Source organism: Deinococcus sp., assembly GCF_030523985.1.
In the GTDB taxonomy this organism is placed as follows: domain Bacteria; phylum Deinococcota; class Deinococci; order Deinococcales; family Deinococcaceae; genus Deinococcus.
In genome coordinates this window covers 1-19,649 of record NZ_JAUNHK010000001.1, presented here as the reverse complement: position 1 = coordinate 19,649, position 19,649 = coordinate 1, and the positions used below count along the sequence as shown (strand labels likewise).

Genomic DNA, 19,649 nt, shown 5'->3' with positions numbered 1-19,649 from the left:
TATAGAGGTCAGCCGTGATAGACCCAGACCCCCGCCGCTTCGTCCCAGGTGCGGTAGAGCTGGCCCAGCAGCCGCAGATGTTCCAGGTGCGCCAGGGTTTCCGCCAGCGCAAAGCGGCGGCCCCCACGGTCAAGGTCACGGGGAAACATGGCAAAGGACAGGGCGTAGGCGCTGCGGGCCTCCCTCCGGGCTTCGGCCCCGATAAAGTCGAGGCGTTCGTGGTGGTGGGCGCGGAGTTCGCGGGCGCGGGCCTGCACGCCTTCCATGACCGGCCCGTGATGCCCGACCACGGCGCGGCGCGGCTGAAGGGCTTCGAGTTTGCCCAGCGTTTGCAGGTAGTCGCCCAGCGGGTCGGGGCGGGTGTAGGCGTACAGGCCGACGTTGGGACTGATGCGCGGCAAAATTGCGTCCCCGGCAATCAACAGGCTTTCGTGTTCGTTCCACAGCCCCAGGTGTCCGTCGGCGTGACCGGGCAGCCACAGCACCGTCCAGTCCTGCCCGGCCAGCGGCACCGTTTGGCCCTCGCGCAGCGGCTGCACCTGCCGGGCCGGGTGGACGTGGGGGTTCTCGGCGCGCAGTTCTTCCAGAGACACTTCGGGGAGGCCGTGGTCGCGCATGTGTTTGCGGTGGCCCGGCAGCCACTCGGTCAGCATGTGCCAGTAGCGTTCGCCGCGCCCGATTTCCACGTCCAGCATCTGCACGCTCGCGCCGCTGCGTTCTTCAATCACGCCCGCCAGCCCGTAGTGGTCGGGGTGGTGGTGGGTAATCAGCAGCCGCTCGATGTCCTGCCAGTGGGCGCCGACCTGCGCCAGCCCCGTCTCGATGGCAGCCCGCGCTTCGGGGGTGTTGAGGGCGCAGTCCACCAGCGTCAGCGGCCCCCGCGCCGGGGCGTCGATCAGCACCGTCACGGTCTTCATGGGATAGGGAATCGGGACTTGCAGGGCGTGCAGGCTGCCCACGACGGGCACGAGGGCGGGGGCGGAGGTCATGACCCAGAGTATCTTCCATAGCCGTATCCCGTATGCTGACCGCATGACCGAACCCGTGATTGCCCAGCAGGAAAGCCAGCCCGTGACCATCGTCGTGGAGGGCTACGGCGAGATTCAGGCCCTCAGCGGCGAGCGCCTGGCCGTGGCCCTGGAGCGCGGCGGCGTGGATATCCTGCACCGCTGCGGCGGCGTTGCCAAATGCACCACCTGCCGCGTGGAATTCACGGCGGGCGAACCCGACGAAATGACCATCGCCGAGCACGACAAGCTGACCGAAAAGGGACTGCTGGGCACGGCGCGCCTCTCCTGCCAGATCAAGTGCGCTGAGGGTATGGCCCTGAAACCCGTGCAGACCGAGCAAAACAGCGGCCTGGAACGCGGTAAGGCCATCAGCGAGGAGATTCAGCCCGAAGCGCAGTGGACGGTGCGGCCCGGCGCGAGTACGGAGGGCTGAGGGCAGGGCAGATGGCTGAGAGCAGAGAGCGAAAGCGGTTCGGCCTTCTGCCCTTTAGACTCTAATTCCCTTGACCCTCCTTCCCGCCCACTTCAATGCCGACCCCGTGCGCCTCGCCCGTGAACTGCTGGGCGCGACCCTGGTGCGTGTAACGCCCGATGGCCTGCGCCTGAGCGGGCGCGTGGTGGAAACCGAAGCCTACGACTGCCCGCGTGACCCCGCTTGTACGGCGGGGCGTTTTCATGCTGCCCGCAGCGCGGAAATGAGCATTCCGCCGGGGCACTGGCTGTTCTGGTTCGCACATGGGCACCCGCTGCTCCAAGTCGCTTGCCGCGAAGAAGGGGTCAGCGCCAGCGTGCTGATTCGGGCCATAGAGCCGCTAGAAGGCGTGCCCAAGATGCTGGATTACCGCCCCGTGACCCGCCAGCGCGACCTGACCAACGGCCCCGCCAAACTGGTCTATGCGCTGGGACTTGACCCGATGCAAGTCAGCCACCGCCCCGTGAGCAGTCCCGAATTGCACCTGCTGGCCCCCGAGAAGCCGCTCGGCGACGCCGAAATTCTGGTGACGGCCCGCGTGGGCATCAAGGAGGGGCGCAACCTGCCCTGGCGCTTTGCCGAACGCGGAAACCCCTGGGTGTCGCCCGGAGTGCCGAGCATGGAGATGGTGACGGAGTTGGGCGATTCGGACGATGCGGAAGCGGGTTAAAGCTTCCTACAATTGGGCATGGGCCACCTCTTTTACCTGATTGGGCCGCCGGGGAGTGGCAAACGCACGGTCGGGCTGGAACTCTCGCGGCTGACCGGCGCGGCGCTGATGGACAACCACCTCATCAATGATCCGATTTTTACGGCGTGGGGGGCGGATGGTCACAAGCCGCTCCCGCCTGAAATCTGGGAATTTACGCGCCGAGTGCGTGACATCGTGCTGGAAGCCGTCGCCGCCGCGCCTGCCGAGGTCAGCCACATTTTCACCAACTATCTGGCGGATTTGCCCGGTGAGGCCGAATTCATTGACCGTTTCGCGGCCCTGGCGCGGGAGCGGGGCGCCCAGTTCGTTCCCGTGTATCTGACCTGTCCCACCGAGGAACTGCGGCGGCGCATGCCCCTGCCCGAGCGCCGCGCCCGCCTGAAACTCAGCGACCCCACCCGCTTGCAGGCCACGCTGGACAAAAACGGAGTGTTGCCCGTGCCAGACGGGATGCTCACGCTGGACACTTCGCAGATGACGCCCGAGCAAGCGGCGCGGGCCATCCTGACCTTTGCCGAGGCCCAAGTTGCCTGACCTTTCTACCCTCCGCGCCGCCGCCTTCCGCACCCTCGCGCCGCAACCCGACCTTCAGACCGCCCTGAACGCGTTGGGTTTCGTGCAGGCCGACCCCATCCGTGCCCCCGCCAGAGCGCAGGATTTGACGCTGATGCAGCGTGTCGCGGGTTATCGGGCGGGCGACTTGGAGCGACTGTATCCCACCTTGGACGCCGAAGAAGACATGCTGCCCAACTACGGCTTTTTCCCGCGTGAGACGCAGAAGCTGCTGCATCCGCGTGAGGTGGGCGTCACCCGTATCGAGCGCGAACACCCCGAACTGCTGGACGAGGTGCGCTCGCTCCTGCTTGAGCGCGAGGAGTTGCACCCCCGCGAAGCCGACGCGCTGGTGGGGCGTGGACGGGTCGGTAATGCCTGGGGCGGGCAGTCCAGCGCCACGACCCGCGCCCTGGACGCCCTGCACTACCGGGGCGAGGCCAGGGTTACGCGGCGGGTGTCGGGCGTGCGGCTCTACGGGCCTGCGCCCCATCTGGCGGCCCTGCGCGAGCGGCCCCTCCCCGACGCGAAGCGGCTGCGCGGCGCCGTGCATCTGCTGGCGGCACTCTACGGCCCCCTCCCCGAGGCCAGTTTGCGCGGGCTGGTCAACCTGTCTCGCTACAGCTTTCCGCATCTGCACGGCGAACTGAGGGCGGCGTTTCAACTTGCCGTGCGCGAAGAACTGGCAAGCGCTGAGGTGGAAGGCGTCCGCTACGTCTGGCCTGCCGAGTGGGTGCTGGAAAATGTCTCCACACCGCAGGGCGTGAGCATCGTCGGCCCCTTTGACCCGCTGGTATGGGATCGGCGGCGCTTCGAGCATCTGCACGGCTGGGCCTACAAGCTGGAAGCCTACACGCCTGCCGAGAAGCGGCAATTCGGCTACTACGCTCTGCCCATTTTCAGCGGGGAAAAGGCGGTGGGTTGGGCCAATTTGAAAGTAGAGGGGGGAGAGTTGAGGGCAGAGTGCCAGTTCATCCCCGGTGTGCGGCAGACGAAGGCGCTGACTGGGGGCGTAGAGCGGGAGTTGATGCGCTACCGGGCCTTCCTGAACCTCACCTGAGGTCGCGCCAGGCCTGGACCACGTTCTCCAACGCTGCGCTGACCCCTTCCCCCGGTTCCCGCTGGGCCTGCCGCGCTGTTGCCAGCAGATTGAGGGCGATTCCCGCCCGTTCCTGGGCCATCTGTTCGGCGGGCGTCAGGTCAAGGCCGCGCCGGGCCACTTCGTTCCAGTAGGCCGCCCGCACGCCGTCGCCGTAGCGGGCGCGTTCCCCCGCATCCAGCCGCACGGTCAGCAGGTGGGCGAGGTCTTCGCCGGGCAGACCGGGGTGAACCTGCCCATAGTCCAGCAGCAGCGGGGGAGAGCCGTCACGGGGCCAGACCACCTGCCCTGCGTGAATGTCGCCGTGGACCAGTCCCCAGTGCGGCGCGGCAGCGAGCAGGTCAGGCAGTTGCGCGGCGGCCTGCTGCACAGCCGGGGCATGTGGGCCACCGTAGGCATGGGCGAATTCGGCGGCTTCGGTACATACGGCGTCAGGCTGCCACGTCCACACGCCCTTCAGCGCCGAATGCCCGGCCCAGGCCGCATGAAAGTGCGCCAGCAGACGGGCAATGTCATGCAAACCGCCTTCCCGCTCGGCCTCGGTCTGAAAGCGGCCCCACCCCCATGTTCGGGCGGTCAGGTCGGGCGTCAGCAGGTGCGCCCGCCGCCTCGCCGCGTCCAGTTCGGCATGCAGCAGAGGGGCGTGCGGCACGTCCACCAGCGGCGCGAGGTCGCGCAGGTACTCGATTTCGCGCCGGAAGCGTCGAAAATAGCGCCCCTCACGCTCTCCGGCGCTCAGGCACTTCAGAAAGAGCGGGCCGTGCGGCGTGTCGTACCGAGCAAAACTCGCCCCGTCGCCCGCCCACTGCTCGGTCAGACGACGCGGGCCAGGAAAAGCCGCCCGCAGGTGACGCGGCCACCAGCGGGCAAAAGAGGCCGGGCCGTCGCCGCGTCGGGCCGCCCGGAAATCCTCCAACCAGTGGCTCAGCCGCCGGGGGCCGTTCACGCCAGTAGTGAAACCAGCCCGGCCAGCCCACTGCCGACCAGCGCCCCGCCGACCAGGAACGCTCCCAGGCACCCACGCGGCCCGCGACTGTGTACGGGGCGCAGGTGTCCGCCTTGCACGTAGCGCCCGCGCCCGCCGCTGCTGTGACTGCCGCCCAAAAAGCCGCCCCTACGGTGCCCGCTGGAATGCGAGTGCCCGTAGCCGCGCACCATGCCCCCGCGCCGATGTCCGCTGGAATGACTGCGTCCGAAAAATCCACCGCCAGAAAAGCTGCTCATAAGTCAGGGTACGGTCTGGACGCCCTCCGGGTTGCGAGACATGCCTTTATGTTCCCGTCAGATAAGCGTCAGCCTTATGATGAGCTTTCTACACATCCCACTCATCGGCATATCATGGCGGCGTTATGTCGGAACGCAACTATTTCGGAACAGACGGCGTGCGTGCCGTGGCCGGTCAGTATCCCCTCACGGCGCAGTGGGTCATGCAACTCGGCGCGGCGGCGGGCGAGGTCTTCAAGCGCCGCAACCCCCGCGCCAGCGTAGTCATCGGCAAGGACACCCGCCAGAGTGGGGACATGCTCGAAGCGGCCCTGGCGGCGGGCCTGACCAGCCGGGGTGTCAACGTCATTCACCTCGGCGTGCTGCCGACCCCCGGTGTCAGCTACCTGACCCGCCACCTTCAGGCCGACGCGGGCGTGGTCATCAGCGCCTCGCACAACCCCTACGAGGACAACGGCATCAAGTTCTTCGGCAGCGACGGGCAGAAGCTCAACGACGAGACCGAACTGGAAATCGAAGCAGCCATCGACGAAGTGGCGAACCTCGACCCCGTCACGGGCGTGGACATGGGCGGCGTGACCAACTACGCCGAAGCCGAGCGCCTTTACAGTGCCTTCCTGCGCTCGCACGCGCCCGACCTGAGCGGCCTGAAAATCGCGCTCGACTGTGCCAACGGTGCTGCCTACCGCGTGGCCCCCAAGGTGTTCCAGGCGGCGGGGGCCGACGTGTTCGCCGTCTACACCAACCCCGACGGGCGCAACATTAACCGGGGCTGCGGCTCGACCCACATGGACCATCTGCGCCTGATCGTGGCCCAGGGCGACTATGACCTGGGCATTGCCTTTGACGGTGACGCCGACCGCGCCCTGTTCGTGGACTCGCGCGGCAACATCATTCACGGCGACCACATGCTGCTGCTCAACGCCCGCGCCCGTGGCGAACTGTCGGTGGTGGCGACCATCATGACCAACATGGCCCTCGAAGTGAAACTGCGCGAAGCTGGAATTCCGCTGGAACGCACGGCTGTCGGTGACCGCTATGTTCACGAACGCCTGCACTCCAAGGGCCTGAACCTGGGCGGCGAGCAGAGCGGGCATGTGCTGTTCCTCGACGTGTCGCCTACTGGGGACGGCGTGCTGACCGCACTGCTGACCCTCGCCAGCATGAAAAAGCTGGGCACGACCCTGGACGAGTTGCACGACGACCTGGTCATGTTTCCGCAAACCCTGGTCAACGTGCGCGTGAAGGACAAGAAGGCCATTGCCAGCGACGCCACCGTGCAAAAAGCCGTCTCCGAGGCCGAGGTCAGGCTGTCGGGCAAGGGCCGAATCAACCTGCGGCCCAGCGGCACCGAGAACCTGATTCGGGTCATGGTCGAGGGCCAGGACGAAACCGAGATTCATGAAATTGCCGCTGCCGTCGCCAAAGTGGTCGAGGAGCGCGGAGCCGCCGGAGCCTGAAGCGTTCGGTCCTGCTTGGCCCGGTTCTCCGCGATGGGGCCGGGCCTTCTTCTTCCCTTCCCCCTCAACCCTCCACCACGAAAAAACCGCCCCCGAAGGAGCGGCGTTTGAGTGAGGCGCTTTACTTGGTGGGCACCTTGATCTGGCCCTTGATGATCTTCTGCTTCACAGCTTCGACCTTGGCGATCTGGGCGGAGGGCAGCAGCCCCTTGTTGTACTGGTCCACGGCGTAGGTGACGCCGCCGTCCTTGAGGCCGAAGCGGCGCTCGCCACCCTTGAACCTGTCGTTCTTGACATCGTTGATCAGGGCGTACACGGCGTTGTCCACCCGCTTGACCATGCTGGTCAGGCCGTGGTTCATGGTGGCGGGGTTCTTGTCGAAGTCGCCCAGGTAGTTCTGGTTGCTGTCCACGCCGATAAAGAACATGGGACGGGTGTTGCCCGCGCAGGCCTTGGTGTAGGCGGCGCTCTTCTTCACGTTCTTGAAGTTGTCGGACTTGAAGGTCACGCCCTTGGGCAGTTGCGCGGCCTTGAGGCAGGGGGTCTGCTTGATGTAGTCGATCAGGCCGTTGCCGGAGCCGCCCGCAGCGGCGAAGATGATGTCCGCGCCGCGTCCGCGCATGCTGGCGGCGATTTCCTTGGCCTTACCGGGGTTGTTCCAGGCGTCGGGGGTGTTGCCGACGTACTGCGAGATGATGACGGCTTTGGGGTTGGCGGCCTTCACGCCCGCCTTGTAGCCCGCTTCGAACTTGTGGATCAGCGGAATGTTCATGCCGCCGATAAAGCCCACCACGCCGGTGCTGCTGTTCATGGCGGCGAGGTAGCCGACCAGGTAGCTGCCCTGCTCCTCGTTGAAGACGAGGCTGGCGACGTTCTTGGCGGTGCTCACGTCGTCCACCAGACCGAAGTACAGGTCGGGGTTTTCCTTGGCGACCTGGGTGATGCTGGCGTTGTTGGCAAAGCCCACGCCCACGGTCAGGTCAAAGCCTTCCTTGGCGAAGGAACGGATGCCCTGAATGATCTGGCTGGGGTCGCTGGGCTCGAAGTCCTTGACCTGCACGCCCAGTTTCTTGGCGGCGAGCTGGCTGCCTTCATAGGCGCTCTGGTTGAAGCTCTTGTCGGCCTTGCCGCCCGCGTCGTAGGCCATACCGATACGGAGGGCCTGGGCAGAGGCGACGGAAGTGCCGAGGGCGGTCAGGGCAAGGGCCAGGGTAACGATTTTTTTCATGACAACTCCTAGTTGAGGGAGAAGGGAACTTCGGGTCTGTCTAGCCGACACGCAAGTATAGAGTCCGGCGAGTGAGGACAACGCAAGAAATCTGACGCTGGACTGACTTTGGCGTGCCACTCGGTAGGGGGGATGGGGGGTGTTGGGAGGGCTGATTCTGTTGTCAGCTAAATACGCTACCCTGAGCGTATGACCGACCCCGCTTCCGCTTCAGAGTGGCAGGCCCGTTACCTCGCGCTGCGGGCCGAGGTCGCCTCGCACAACCGCGCCTACTACGAGCAGGACGCGCCGACCATTCCCGACGACGAATATGACCGTCTGGTGCGCGAATTGCGCGAACTGGAAGCCCAGTATCCCGAGTTGGTAGCCGAAGAAAGCCCCGCCCAGACGGTCGGCGGCGCACCCTCGGCGGCTTTCCAGAGCGTGACCCACCCCACGCCGATGACCAGCTTGGACAACGTATTTGACGACGCGGAGCTGGCGGAGTGGCAGGAAAAACTGGCCCGCTCACTGAACTTGCCACCCGACCACGACGACTTCACCTTTACGGGCGAACTGAAAATTGACGGCCTCAGCGTGAATCTGTACTACGTGGACGGCGCGTTGCAATGGGCCGCCACGCGGGGCAATGGGCGCGTGGGCGAGATGGTGACGGCGCAGGTGCTGACCGTTCCCGAAATCCCGCAAAAGTTGGACGGGCTGACGGGCGAACTGGAGGTGCGCGGCGAAGTCTATCTCTCCCGTGCCGATTTTGCCGCCTACAACGCGCAGGCCGAGGAGTTGGGCCAGCCGCTGCTGAAAAACCCGCGCAACGGAGCCGCTGGAGCCTTGCGCCAGAAAGACCCCGAAGTGACCCGCACCCGCAACCTCAAGGCGATTCTGTACAGCCTTGGCAAGCGCGACGGCGTGAGCGCCCGGACCCAGTGGGAAGTGCTGGACTGGCTGCGTGAACGCGGTTTTCCGACCAGCCGCTACTCCGAGCAGTTGCACGGCCTCAAAGCCGCTGCCGACTACCACGCCCGCATGACCGCCGCCCGCGCCGACTTTGAATTTGATGCCGACGGCACGGTGCTCAAGCTCGACAGCCTCAAATTGCAGGAAGAATCGGGCTTCACCTCCCGCGCTCCCCGCTGGGCGATTGCCTACAAATTCCCCGTGGAGGAGGTGGAAACTGTGCTGGAAAGCATCAGCATCGGCGTGGGGCGCACGGGCAAGCTCGCGCCGCTGGCCCACCTTTCGCCGCGTCTGATTGAAGGCAGCACCGTCAGCAAGGCCACCCTGCACAACGAGGACTACATCCGCGATATGGATTTGCGGATTGGTGACACGGTGCGGGTACGCAAGTCGGGCGGCGTGATTCCGCAGATTATGGGCGTGGTACTAGAAAAACGGCCCGCTGATGCTGTCCCCTACGTCTTCCCGACCCACTGCCCCGCCTGCGGTGAGAGCGTCGTGCGCCACGAGGACGACGCCAACACCTTCTGCGTGAATCCGCTGTGCCCGTCGCAGGATTTCCGCGCCATCGAATACTTCGTGAGTCGTGGGGCGCTGGACATTCAGGGCGTAGGCGAAAAGCTGATTTTGCAACTGCTGGACGCGGGTTTGGTGGGGGACCCCGCCGACCTCTACAGCCTCAGCGCCGAGCAACTGGCAGGCTTAGAGCGCGGCGGCGAGAAGAAGGCGCAGAACATCCTCAAGCAACTGGAGGACAGCAAAACCAAACCGCTGTGGCGCTTTATCAACGCGCTGGGCATTCCGGGCGTGGGGGGCCGCAACGCGCAGGCTTTGGCGGGAGCGTTCGGCACGCTGGACGCCTTTATCGCCGCCACCCCCGAACAGATTGAGGCCGTGCCCGGGCTGGGCAAAGTGCTGGCGGGCAAGGTCGTTTCGGCGCTGGCCCTGCCCAAAACCCAGACCATGCTGCAAAAGCTACGGGCGGCGGGCGTAAGTCCCCAGGCCGAGGCCGTGACCCGCACCGACCATCTGGCGGGCCTGAATTTCGTGCTGACCGGCACGCTCAGCCGTCCCCGCGACCAAATCAAGGCCGAATTGGAGGCCGCAGGCGGGCGCGTCACGGGGAGCGTCACCAAAAAGACCTCCTACCTGATTGCGGGCGAGGAAGCGGGCAGCAAGCTGGAAAAAGCCCAGGAACTCGGCGTGAGCGTGCTGGATGAGGCGGGCTTGGCGGCGCTGCTGGCGGAAAAGGGACTGGTGGAGGGAGGTTCGGAACAGCCGGGCGTGACGCAAGGCGGCGTCCCGGAGTCGGAGGGCTGATACCCTAGTTCTCATAAGTGGCGCGGCAGGCATTCACCCCACGCCCGGAGGCACACGAGCATGACCGAAGTAGACATCAGCAAAAGCGTGTTGCTGGACATTGCATCCACCACGCTCGAAGGCATTGAAGGCATTGAAATTGCTCCCGCACCGCTCAAGATGGGCGAAGTCATCCGCAACCAGCCCGGCAGCCGCCGCCCGCGTGCCCTGCGCGTCGTGCGCGAAGGCCAGGACGTGACGGTGGACATTGGCGTCAACATCGACTACGGTCAGCACCTCGTCAAACTGTCGCAGCAGGCCCAGCGCTCGATTTGCGAGAACATCGAACTGATGACCGGACTCAGGGTCAAGAGCGTCAACGTCGCCGTGCAGGGCATCTGCTTGCCCAAAGGTCAGGCGAACTCTTGACCCGCCGCCGTGAGAGGGCACAGCAACCCGTCGGCACCCGCCGCGCCGCCCGTGAATTCGTGTTCCGGGTGCTGTTCGAGGCTGACCGTGGCGACATGCCGCTGCAAGCCGTGTTTACCCGCGCCGAGGGTGCCATGCGCGAGGGCGACGACACCTTCCCGCAACTGGGCAGCGACGCGTTGGAATTTGCCGAACAGCTGGTGCGCGGCCTGGAACGCTCGCGCGCCGAGATTGACGACGTGCTGCACCGCACCATTCGCGGCTGGACGTTCGACCAGATGGCCCAGACCGACCTGAACGTGCTGCGCCTCGCCACCTACGAGCTGATGTACACCCCCGAACCGCATCCGCCTGTCATCGAGAGCGCCGTGCGTATCGCCCGCAAGTTCGGCGGCGACGATTCGGGCCGCTTCGTCAACGGCGTGCTGGCGGGACTGTCGCGGAACCTGCGCGGCGACGCGGGCAGCGAAGGCTGAGCCTCCGCCTATCCCGGTGCGCCCTGCATGACCGTTCTGACCGAACTGCTCAGTAACCGCTGGCTCTGGACGGCGGTGGTGGCTTCGACCTCGGCGCAACTGCTCAAGGTGCTGCTAATTTTGCTGCTGGAATGGCGCTGGCACCCGGCGGCCTTCATGGAAACGGGCGGGATGCCCAGCAGCCACTCGGCGATGGTGGCGGCCCTGAGCACCGGGGTCGGGCTGACCGAGGGCTGGAACACGCCTGTTTTTGCCGTCGCTGCCGCCTTCGCCATGATTGTGATGTACGACGCGACGGGCGTGCGCCACTCCAGCGGGGTGCAGGCCAAACTGCTCAACGAACTGGTGGACGAGTTGCGGGCGGTGGTGCGCGAGGGCTTTGCGCCCAAGCCGCTCAAGGTGCTGCTGGGCCACACCTACCTCGAAGTGCTGATCGGTTCGCTGATTGGGGTACTGGTGGGTTGGTTCAGTTTCCGGGTGCTCTAGACTCTCCGAATGACCCGTTTCATTCTCGGTATCGACACTTCCTGCGACGACACGGGCGTGGGCATCGTGGAGCTGCTGCCCAGCGGCGGGGTCGAGGTGCGGGCCAACCGGGTGTGGTCGCAGGCCGTTCATGCCCAGTACGGCGGCGTAATGCCCGAACTCGCCAGCCGTGAACATGTGGAGCGCATAGACGACATTCTCGGCGACGCACTGACCGAAGCGGGGCTGCAGCTGACCGACATCGGCGCGGTGGCAGCGACGGCTGGCCCTGGTCTGGTCGGCGCCCTGCTGGTCGGCCTGATGTACGGCAAAGGCGTGGCCCAGGCGCTGGGCGTGCCGTTTTTTGCCGCGCATCACCTTGAGGGCCACATTTTCGCCGCCGCGTCCGAGGCCGAGTTGCAGCCGCCTTACCTCGCGCTGGTGGTGTCGGGTGGTCACACCCACCTGTTCGATGTGGTCGCGGAAGGTGACTACCGACTGGTCGGCGCGACGATGGACGACGCGGCGGGCGAAGCCTTCGACAAGGTGGCGCGGCTGTGTGGGCTGGGGTATCCCGGCGGACCGGCCATCAGCCAAGCCGCCACGCGGGGCGACCCCGACGCCGTGCCCTTCAAGGAACCGCTCAAGGGCCAGAAGGCCTTCGACTTCAGCTTCAGTGGCCTCAAGACGGCGGCGCTGCTGGCCCACAAGGGCGGCGCGAAACCCGAAGACCTCGCCGCCAGTTTCGAGCGGGCCGCCGTGCATTTTCTGGTGAAGACGACGGTGCGGGCCGCCGAACACCTGGGCCGTCAGACGGTGGTGGTTTCGGGTGGGGTGGCCGCCAACCGTGCCCTGCGCGAAGCCTTTGCCCAGACCGGGCTGCGGGTGGTTTTTCCCGGCAAGGGGCTCAACACCGACAACGGCGCGATGATCGCCCTCGCCGGAGCCGCCGCCCTGCGTGCCGGGCGCGAGCCTTCGCCGCTGAGTGTGGGGGCGGAAGCCTATGCGCCGCTGGCCCGGTGAGCGGCAAAAGCAGAGCGTAAAAAAGAAAGAGCCAGAGGTTTGATCCTCTGGCTCTTTTCCGACTTGGATTAGCGGTTGATCTGAATCTGGAACTGGCCGCCCGTCAGACGGATCACCAGTTGGGCCGTGCCCGCGTCGCCCCGGTAGGTGGCGTAGAGGCTGTCACCGCGCTGCTGGCGGCTCACCAGACGGTAGCCCTGGTTGGCGAACTGGGTGTTGTAGGTCTGGTAGACGGTGGTGACGGTCGTGCCCTGGGTGTAGGGAGTGTAGCTCTGCCACACGCGTACCTGGGTCCAGGGGTAGACGGGGCGGGTGGGGGTCACGGGTGCGGGCTGGGCCACGCTGCCCTGGGCGACGTTGTAGAACGCGGTGGCCGAGTCCCAGGAGTTCTGGGGAATGGGCTGGGCGACGGGGTTGACCACGATGCTCAGCGCCTGGGCGAGCTGCTGCTGGCCCTGCACGGTGGTGGTGGCGAAGCCGCTCTGCTGGCTCTTGAACTGGGCGATCTGGTCGATGTTCAGAGGGGTGCGGCTGGCGAGGGCGAGCACCTTGTTCAGGCCGTAGGGCGCGGCGATGTCGAAGGTAAAGCCTGCGCCTGCGGGGGGGAAGACCTTGGTGGTGTTGGCCTTCACGAAGTTCTGGCCGCCGGCGTAGCGGTTGGGCAGAATCATGTCCACCTGACCGTTGGGGTCCACGTTAAACAGGTAGACGTAGGCGTCTTGGTCCACGCTGGTGTAGATCTGGATGCGCTCGCCGGGCACGTAGTTGGGGGTGCGGGTGCCGGTGCTGTCCTTGTTGGTCCAGACGCGCACGTTCACGTTGTTCTGCACGGGGTTGACGATGATGCTCTGGGCGCTGATGACCGGAGCAGCAGAAGCGGTGGCGGCGAGGGTGGCGGTCAGGGCGGTGAGGGTCAGGAGCTTTTTCATGGCTGTCAGTGTGCGGCGGGTGCGTGACGTGAGCCTGATGCAGCGTCTCAAGCCTCTGAGGAAAGTTCTCATGGCACATTCACCCCCCTTCGGCGGCAAGCGGCGTCAGTCCAGAGCCGCCCGCAGCCGCTCCACTTCCGAGCGCCACGCCTCGGCATCGCTGCTTTCTTCCCAGAGGGCGCCCAGTTCGCTCTGGTCACTCAGCACCCGTTTCAGGGCGTTACGGGCCGAGGTTTTCAGCGCGGCCAAAGCATTGGCATCGGCGTTTTGCACCCAGCCGCGCAGCCCGGCGTCCACCAGGCGTGAGGTGTCGTCCGTCAGCACCGCCGCCAGGATTTCAGCCGCTGCCACCACGCGAAACCCCTCTTCAGCCTCCACATAATCCATGTCGGCGTCCAGCACCACGTCGAAGGCTTCGTCCAGGGCGTAGTCGCCGTCTTGCAAAACCTCGTCTGCGAAGGCTTTGGCGGCGTCGTTGTCAAAAGGGCCAGTTCCCCAGAGGTTCATAGGGATAGGGTAGCGCCCCCTTCCTCCGATGAAGCGGCAGCTTGCGTGCGGAGAGTAATCAACTCGTCGGATACAGTAAAACAAATGGGGTCAAAACAAATGTTGAGGAAACGAATATCAGCATTTTCGGAGAGGGGTTGAACTATGGACAGTCTTACTTTTTTATGGCTCCTATCTAATGCTTTGTACACCACTGACATCGTCACGACTTGCTTGGCCCTCAAAAAGTACCCACACCTAAGTGAAGAGGAAAATCCTGTCCTCAGCCGCTTATTCGCTCAGCACGGGCTAGGCGTGGTTACCGTAGTGACACTGGCTCTGTTTTACCTCCTGACTTTTCTGATCCGGCGCTTTGCACCCGCGCCTGACACAGTCTTTGTAGCCATGAGTGCAGTCAGCGTCATGATTCTGGTCAGGAACTACCGCACCTTTCAAAAAGCGAAACGACTTTGGAAGGAAAGGGCAGAGTCGGGTGACAAATGAAGTGGGTCTAACGACACTGTGTACGCCGCTTCTTTCCCCAGCCCTTTGAGGGAAAGATTTTCGAGGTGAATGGGGCACCTTCACCCTGAAAAGGGCCTTAGCTCACGCCCCGCCCATACCGCTCTTCGACATACTTTTCCAGCAACTCCTGAAACTCCTCGGCAATGCGCGGCCCCTTCAGCGTGGTCAGCAATTTGCCGTCCTGATACACGGGGGCGCGGGGGTCTTCGCCCGTTCCAGGTAGGCTGATGCCGATGTTGGCGTGCTTGCTCTCGCCGGGGCCGTTGACGATGCAGCCCATCACGGCGACCTGCATGTCCTCCACGCCCGCATATTTGCCCTTCCATTCGGGCATCTGCTCGCGGATATAGTCCTGAATCTTCTGCGCCAACGTCTGAAAAAAGCTGGAGGTGGTGCGCCCGCAGCCTGGGCAACTGGTCACTTGCGGCAAAAACTGGCGCAGGCCCAGGCTTTGCAAAATCTGCTGAGCCACCTCTACTTCCAGTTTGCGCGAGGCCCCAGGCTCAGGCGTAAGCGAGACGCGGATGGTGTCGCCAATGCCGTCTACCAGCAGCGGCGCAAGGGCCACACTACTCGCCACCATGCCTTTCATGCCCATGCCCGCTTCGGTGAGGCCGAGGTGCAACGGGTAGTCACACAGCGGCGCGAGTTGGCGGTAGACCTGCCACAGTTCGGGGGCGCTGGAGACCTTGACCGAAATCAGGATTTTGTCGTGCGCAAGGCCGAGTTCCTCCGCCATCCGTGCCGATTCCAGCGCCGAAACCACCATCGCGTCAATGGTGACATCGGTGGGCGATTTGGGATGACCTGCCGCCGCGTTTTCGTCCATCAGGCGGGCCAAAACACTCTGGTCAAGGCTGCCCCAGTTCACGCCGATGCGAACGGGTTTATCAAAGTCTTTGGCGACCTCAATCATGGTGGCAAAGTTTTCGTCGTGCCTCGCGCCCGCGCCCACGTTACCTGGGTTAATGCGGTATTTGGCGAGTAGGCGGGCCGTTTCGGGGTACTCGCGCAGCAGAATGTGGCCGTTGTAATGAAAGTCGCCCACGATGGGCACGTTTACGCCAATATCCGCCAGCCTTTGCACAATTTCGGGAAGCGCCGCCGCCGCCTCTTTGGTGTTCACGGTCACGCGCACCAATTCCGAGCCAGCGCGGGCCAATTGTGCGACCTGCATGGCGGTGGCCTCCGCGTTGGCGGTGTCGGTGTTGGTCATGCTCTGCACCACGATGGGGTGCGCCGAGCCGACCATCACGCCGCCCACGTTTACGCTCACGGTGGGGCGGCGGCGGGCCTGACTGGGTTCACCTTGGAGGGGCAGGGCGGGCAGCGCGTCAAAGCTCATGGGCACAGTTTAGGCGCTCACCCCCTGCCTACCGTTGTCTGTCCCTCCTTTTTTCTCCATCATCCATCAGCGCAGCGGGCAAGCCCCATTCTGGGTGCTGTTCTGCCCAAGACGCGGAACCATCATCTATCACCTTCAACCTCCACCCACTCCCAGCGCGGCAGCCCTTCGCACAAAATCTCCACCATCACCGAATTGGAGGAAATGAAAAGGTGGCGGTAGCGCGGGCGTGAGCGTTCCAGCGCGGCCTGAGCCTCCTGATTGCGTTTTACAGCGGCGTCAAATTCGGCCCTTTGCTCTGGCGTCGGCTCGGTTTCACCCGTCCAGAAATAGTCGCGGCTGCTGACCGTTTCTGCTGAGGCAAAACGCCCACCGCCGCTAAATGTATCGGTCTCGCGGTCATATTCCAGCACTTTCGGTGCGTAGGGTGGGAAGGTATCAGTGTTGTTGTTCTCGCGCAGAATTTCCAGAATCCAGGGGTCGGGGTCGTTGACCACTTCGTAAAGCCCACTGGACTTTATGCCCTGCTCAAGCGGGTGAAAGGTGCCAAACGGCCCCGCGTAAAACTCCTCGTAGGTTTGCAGGAAAAAGATGCGCTCGGAATGAAACACCGTCACCCCGCCCCCATTCAGTCCGCCGTCCCGTTCCTCCCAGCGGTTTTCCCAGGTCAGCCGCAGCGCCCGCCTTGGCCCGCTGACCCCGTGACCATAAGCCTCATACTTGGCCTTGACCTGCGCGACATCGGCAAAATACTCGCCATCAAACTCAATGACCAGCGCCGTCAGACTGTTTAACCGCTGCTCTACCCGCGTGACAGCGGGCATATAGAGATGAGCGGCAGCCTCGACCAACCCCTCATCCGGCCACGTGGCCCACTGGTACTGCGAAAAGCGTTCGCGTCTGCCCATGCCCCTCAGGATAGGGGCGGGCGCAGCCTCTACCATGCGGGTCATGGTGTCTACTTTTCGGGACGGGGTGCTGGGCCAACTGACTTACGACGACCGCCTGAGCCGCTGGGACGGCGCTTCGGCGGTGCTGGGCGTGCCGTTTTCGCTCAGTGCCCATACCTTTGCCGAGAGTGAGCGTGGGCTGCCCGAAGACGCGGCGACCCTGGAACGCTACCGCATGGCCTTCTTGCGGTTGGAAAGGGACGAACCCGCCCTCCGTCGGCAGATGGCCGAGCGGATGCTGCCGCTGGCGCAGGAGTGGCAGGAGGACGACGGCGAAATGCCCCTAACCGCGCCGCAATTGCTGGAGCGGGTGACGCTCGAAAGCTTCTCCATCTATGAAGACGGGGACGCCGAACTGTTTTACAACGACGGAGACGTGTTTGCCGGGCATGTCATCATCGCCGTGATGAACGAGGACGGCACGCTGGGGAACACCAGCATCGCGGGTTAAGACAGCGGGGGCAAAAGGGTTTCGAGCAGCACGCGCACCCTATACTCGTCTGTATTGTGAGTGGAAGCATCCAAATTACCGAGGCGGCACTCGCCTCCCTCATCGGGCTGACCGCCCATGAAATTCCTGGCGTGGTGGGCATGGCTCCCGCCAACCTCAAAGAGGGCCTGTCCCGCGTGCTGGGCCGCGCCAACGCCTCCGATGGCGTGCTGATTAGCAAGGAGGGGGGCAAGTTCGCCGCCGACCTCTACATCGTGGCGGCGTACTCGGTCAATATTCCCAACGTGGCCCGCAACATCGTGGAAACGGTGACGCACGTGGTCAAGGCGCAGGCGGGCATTGACCTCGCCGCCGTGCGGGTTCATGCCGTGGGGGTTCAGCGTGTCTAACCCCGTCAAGACCCTCAAACCCGCCGACCTCGCCCGCATGTTCCGCACCGCCACCGACTGGCTGGGCGTGTACCGCGAACAGGTCAACGCGCTCAACGTTTACCCCGTCCCCGACGGCGACACGGGCACCAACATGCACCTCACCATGCAGTCGGTGCGGCGCGAACTGGACACCGCCGACGACCGCTCTATGCCCGCTGTGGCCCGCGCCATCAGCTACGGGGCGCTCCTCGGCGCACGTGGCAACAGCGGCGTGATTCTCTCGCAACTGCTCAAGGGCTTTGCCGAAGCAGTGCGCGACGGCGGCGAAGTGGACGCGGCGAGGCTCGGCAAAGCGTTCAAGGCCGCCCAGAAAAGCGGCTACGGCGCAGTGATGAAGCCTGTGGAAGGCACCATCCTGACCGTGGCGCGGGGCGTGGCGGACGGTGCGGCGAAGAAAGCCGACAACGTGGAAGCCGTGCTGGAAAACGCCCTCTTTGAAGGCCAGAAACTGCTCGACCAGACCCCCGATATGCTGCCCGCGCTCAAGCAGGCGGGCGTCATTGACTCGGGCGGTCAGGGCTACCTGTATGTCGTGCAGGGAATGCTGGCGGCGCTGCGGGGCGACGCGCTGCCCTCGGTGCCCGAAGTGACCCAGTACGCCCAGCAGCAGTTCGAGAACGAAGAATTCGGTTTTTGCACCGAGTTTTTGATGAGCGAGGCGACCAAGCCGATTGAAGAAATCCGCGAACTGGTCAGCCCGTTCGGGGATTCGCTGCTGGTCGTGGGCGCGGAGGGTTACGTCAAGGGCCACATCCACACCAACCAGCCCGACGAACTGCTCTCTACCGTGGGGCGCTACGGCAAGATGCTCAAGACTAAGGTCGAGGATATGTCCGAGCAGCATACCGAAATCCTGGGCATGGCAGGCGCGGCAGCAAAGGCCGAGGACGAAATCCCCTCATCCGGCCTGGTCGCGGTTGCCAACGGCTACGGGCTGGTCAAGCAGTTCCGCGCCCTGGGTGCCCGCATCGTCTCGGGTGGGCAAACCGCAAACCCCAGCGTGCAGGACATCGTGGACGCCGTTCGCTCGGTCAGCGCCGAAAAAGTCATCATCCTGCCCAACAACAAAAACGTGCTGATGGCGGCAGAAAAGGCGATGGAACTGATGGAAGGCCGCGCCGTCGTGATTCCCACCCGCACGCTGGGTCAAGGGTTGGGCGCGGCGCTGGCTTTCGCCCCTGACGCCGACGCCGACGAACTCAAGGACGCGATGACCGAGGGGGCGCAAGCTGTCACCACCTTTGAAATCACGCGGGCGAGCCGCACCACCAACATCACCACGAAGGACGGGCGCACCCTCGCCATTGCCGAAGGGGACGTAATTGGCCTGCAAGACGACGAACTGATGCAGGCGGGCGGCACCCCCGAGGACAGCGTGCTGGAGATGCTGGGCCGCGCCTATGCTGGGCAGGAGATCCTGACCATTTTCGGCGGGCCGACCAAGACCCCCGAAGACCTGGAAGCCCTGGGCGAACGCATCAGCGCCCAATTCCCCGACGTAGAGGTCGAAGCCCACGCGGGCGGCCCTGACCTGTACGATTATCTGGTGACGCTGGAATAACGGCGGAGAATTGAGGGCAGAGCGGGGGCCAGATGCTTAGGCGCTGGCCCCCGCTCTTGAGGATGGTCTGTAGCTTCTCGGCGCTTTTTCGCGGGCCAGTTCATGGGAGGTTGAGCATGAGTGAGTGGCAGCGTCTTGCAGAAGAGCACTGGACTTACCAGTTGAACCAGACGTTCACCCTGAGTTTGGAAGGCCTAGGGCTGTACCTTTCGCCCGTTTCCCCTGACAGTGTCGTGGACTACCGCTTTTCTCCGATGGAGCAGTGGCTTGAGCTGGGGTTTGAGTGGAACCTACATAGAGGGGACAGTCAACATCTCAACATGGAAGTGAACTTGCTCGGTACACTCGCCGCAGGTGATTGCATCTCCTTGCGTATAGGTGGGACGGAATGGGAAGTAGCCCCGTTTCCGCCCGAACTCCTTGAAGATTGACCAGGCAAAGAAGCGCCAGAACACGCACTAGGACGGCGTATTCTGGCGCTAGAGCTTTAGAGCTTACTTCAGCTTCTCGGTTATCCAGCCTGCCAGCTCGCTAATTTTCACGCGGTCTTGCTCCAGCGTGTCGCGGT

The 19,649-nt window shown here is 64.3% G+C and carries 22 protein-coding genes; 14 read left to right on the top strand and 8 right to left on the bottom strand.

Annotated features, from left to right (window positions below):
• Nucleotides 1-8: 8 nt before the first annotated feature.
• Nucleotides 9-989, bottom strand: a complete 981-nt coding sequence (locus Q4C89_RS00110; RefSeq protein WP_303100575.1) for an MBL fold metallo-hydrolase — start codon at nt 987-989, stop codon at nt 9-11.
• A 43-nt stretch (nt 990-1,032) separates the two neighbouring features.
• Between Q4C89_RS00110 and Q4C89_RS00105 the strand changes: the two genes are divergently transcribed.
• The 4 genes from Q4C89_RS00105 (at nt 1,033) to Q4C89_RS00090 (ending at nt 3,806) form a co-directional block, all read left to right on the top strand.
• A complete protein-coding gene (locus Q4C89_RS00105) occupies nt 1,033-1,443 on the top strand; it encodes a 2Fe-2S iron-sulfur cluster-binding protein (RefSeq protein ID WP_303100662.1) in 411 nt (136 codons plus the stop codon).
• 64 nt (nt 1,444-1,507) lie between these two features.
• The gene (locus tag Q4C89_RS00100) at nt 1,508-2,152 is read left to right on the top strand and encodes a DNA-3-methyladenine glycosylase (RefSeq protein ID WP_303100661.1); all 645 of its coding nucleotides are present in this window, start codon (nt 1,508-1,510) and stop codon (nt 2,150-2,152) included.
• Between the two features lie 18 nt (nt 2,153-2,170).
• Nucleotides 2,171-2,728 carry an AAA family ATPase gene (locus Q4C89_RS00095; protein WP_303100574.1) on the top strand — a complete coding sequence of 186 codons (558 nt, stop codon included), beginning with the start codon at nt 2,171-2,173 and terminating at the stop codon, nt 2,726-2,728.
• Complete coding sequence (locus tag Q4C89_RS00090; protein WP_303100573.1) at nt 2,721-3,806, top strand: crosslink repair DNA glycosylase YcaQ family protein; 1,086 nt, start codon at nt 2,721-2,723, stop codon at nt 3,804-3,806. The genes Q4C89_RS00095 and Q4C89_RS00090 overlap by 8 nt, the downstream gene beginning before the upstream one ends.
• Here the strand turns inward: Q4C89_RS00090 and Q4C89_RS00085 are convergent.
• Nucleotides 3,799-4,791: a phosphotransferase family protein gene (locus Q4C89_RS00085; RefSeq protein ID WP_303100572.1), complete on the bottom strand. Its 993-nt coding sequence runs from the start codon at nt 4,789-4,791 to the stop codon at nt 3,799-3,801. The two genes, Q4C89_RS00090 and Q4C89_RS00085, sit on opposite strands and share 8 nt — an antisense overlap.
• On the bottom strand, nt 4,788-5,069 hold the full coding sequence (locus Q4C89_RS00080; protein WP_303100571.1) for a hypothetical protein: 282 nt from the start codon (nt 5,067-5,069) through the stop codon (nt 4,788-4,790). The genes Q4C89_RS00085 and Q4C89_RS00080 overlap by 4 nt, the downstream gene beginning before the upstream one ends.
• Before the next feature lie 125 nt (nt 5,070-5,194).
• Here Q4C89_RS00080 and glmM point away from each other — a divergent pair, with 125 nt between their 5' ends.
• Nucleotides 5,195-6,529, top strand: a complete 1,335-nt coding sequence (gene glmM, locus Q4C89_RS00075) for a phosphoglucosamine mutase (protein WP_303100570.1) — start codon at nt 5,195-5,197, stop codon at nt 6,527-6,529.
• 121 nt (nt 6,530-6,650) lie between these two features.
• On the opposite strand, the gene Q4C89_RS00070 is transcribed toward glmM, so the two are convergent.
• A complete protein-coding gene (locus Q4C89_RS00070; protein ID WP_303100569.1) occupies nt 6,651-7,757 on the bottom strand; it encodes a BMP family protein in 1,107 nt (368 codons plus the stop codon).
• A gap of 189 nt (nt 7,758-7,946) precedes the next feature.
• Here Q4C89_RS00070 and ligA point away from each other — a divergent pair, with 189 nt between their 5' ends.
• From ligA to tsaD, 5 genes are read left to right on the top strand one after another with little or no spacing between them, the layout of a single operon-like run.
• Nucleotides 7,947-10,031, top strand: coding sequence for an NAD-dependent DNA ligase LigA (gene ligA, locus Q4C89_RS00065; protein WP_303100568.1), 2,085 nt, complete (start codon nt 7,947-7,949; stop codon nt 10,029-10,031).
• A 60-nt stretch (nt 10,032-10,091) separates the two neighbouring features.
• Nucleotides 10,092-10,439 carry an Asp23/Gls24 family envelope stress response protein gene (locus Q4C89_RS00060; protein WP_303100567.1) on the top strand — a complete coding sequence of 116 codons (348 nt, stop codon included), beginning with the start codon at nt 10,092-10,094 and terminating at the stop codon, nt 10,437-10,439.
• Nucleotides 10,436-10,915, top strand: coding sequence for a transcription antitermination factor NusB (gene nusB, locus Q4C89_RS00055; RefSeq protein WP_303100566.1), 480 nt, complete (start codon nt 10,436-10,438; stop codon nt 10,913-10,915). Before Q4C89_RS00060 ends, nusB begins: the two co-directional genes overlap by 4 nt.
• Before the next feature lie 27 nt (nt 10,916-10,942).
• Entirely contained in the window at nt 10,943-11,401 is a 459-nt protein-coding gene (locus Q4C89_RS00050; protein ID WP_303100565.1) for a divergent PAP2 family protein, read from the top strand.
• Nucleotides 11,402-11,410: 9 nt separating this feature from the next.
• The gene (gene tsaD / locus Q4C89_RS00045; protein WP_303100564.1) at nt 11,411-12,403 is read left to right on the top strand and encodes a tRNA (adenosine(37)-N6)-threonylcarbamoyltransferase complex transferase subunit TsaD; all 993 of its coding nucleotides are present in this window, start codon (nt 11,411-11,413) and stop codon (nt 12,401-12,403) included.
• Nucleotides 12,404-12,471: 68 nt separating this feature from the next.
• Here tsaD and Q4C89_RS00040 read toward each other — a convergent pair whose 3' ends face one another.
• The 4 genes from Q4C89_RS00040 to Q4C89_RS00025 all read right to left on the bottom strand — a co-directional run bounded on the left by Q4C89_RS00040 (nt 12,472) and on the right by Q4C89_RS00025 (nt 16,596).
• Entirely contained in the window at nt 12,472-13,332 is an 861-nt protein-coding gene (locus tag Q4C89_RS00040) for a DUF4384 domain-containing protein (protein ID WP_303100563.1), read from the bottom strand.
• Nucleotides 13,333-13,437: 105 nt separating this feature from the next.
• Complete coding sequence (locus Q4C89_RS00035) at nt 13,438-13,839, bottom strand: DUF4259 domain-containing protein (protein ID WP_303100562.1); 402 nt, start codon at nt 13,837-13,839, stop codon at nt 13,438-13,440.
• A gap of 580 nt (nt 13,840-14,419) precedes the next feature.
• Nucleotides 14,420-15,688 (bottom strand): flavodoxin-dependent (E)-4-hydroxy-3-methylbut-2-enyl-diphosphate synthase, encoded by a 1,269-nt coding sequence (gene ispG / locus Q4C89_RS00030; protein WP_303100561.1) that lies wholly within the window; start codon nt 15,686-15,688, stop codon nt 14,420-14,422.
• 122 nt (nt 15,689-15,810) lie between these two features.
• Nucleotides 15,811-16,596, bottom strand: a complete 786-nt coding sequence (locus tag Q4C89_RS00025) for a hypothetical protein (protein WP_303100560.1) — start codon at nt 16,594-16,596, stop codon at nt 15,811-15,813.
• Between the two features lie 43 nt (nt 16,597-16,639).
• On the opposite strand from Q4C89_RS00025, the gene Q4C89_RS00020 reads away from it, so the two are divergent.
• The 4 genes from Q4C89_RS00020 (at nt 16,640) to Q4C89_RS00005 (ending at nt 19,512) form a co-directional block, all read left to right on the top strand.
• Complete coding sequence (locus Q4C89_RS00020) at nt 16,640-17,089, top strand: DUF2262 domain-containing protein (RefSeq protein ID WP_303100559.1); 450 nt, start codon at nt 16,640-16,642, stop codon at nt 17,087-17,089.
• Between the two features lie 56 nt (nt 17,090-17,145).
• The gene (locus Q4C89_RS00015; protein WP_303100558.1) at nt 17,146-17,478 is read left to right on the top strand and encodes an Asp23/Gls24 family envelope stress response protein; all 333 of its coding nucleotides are present in this window, start codon (nt 17,146-17,148) and stop codon (nt 17,476-17,478) included.
• Between the two features lie 37 nt (nt 17,479-17,515).
• Nucleotides 17,516-19,081 (top strand): DAK2 domain-containing protein, encoded by a 1,566-nt coding sequence (locus tag Q4C89_RS00010; protein ID WP_303100660.1) that lies wholly within the window; start codon nt 17,516-17,518, stop codon nt 19,079-19,081.
• 116 nt (nt 19,082-19,197) lie between these two features.
• Entirely contained in the window at nt 19,198-19,512 is a 315-nt protein-coding gene (locus Q4C89_RS00005) for a hypothetical protein (RefSeq protein ID WP_303100557.1), read from the top strand.
• The last annotated feature ends 137 nt before the right edge of the window (nt 19,513-19,649 follow it).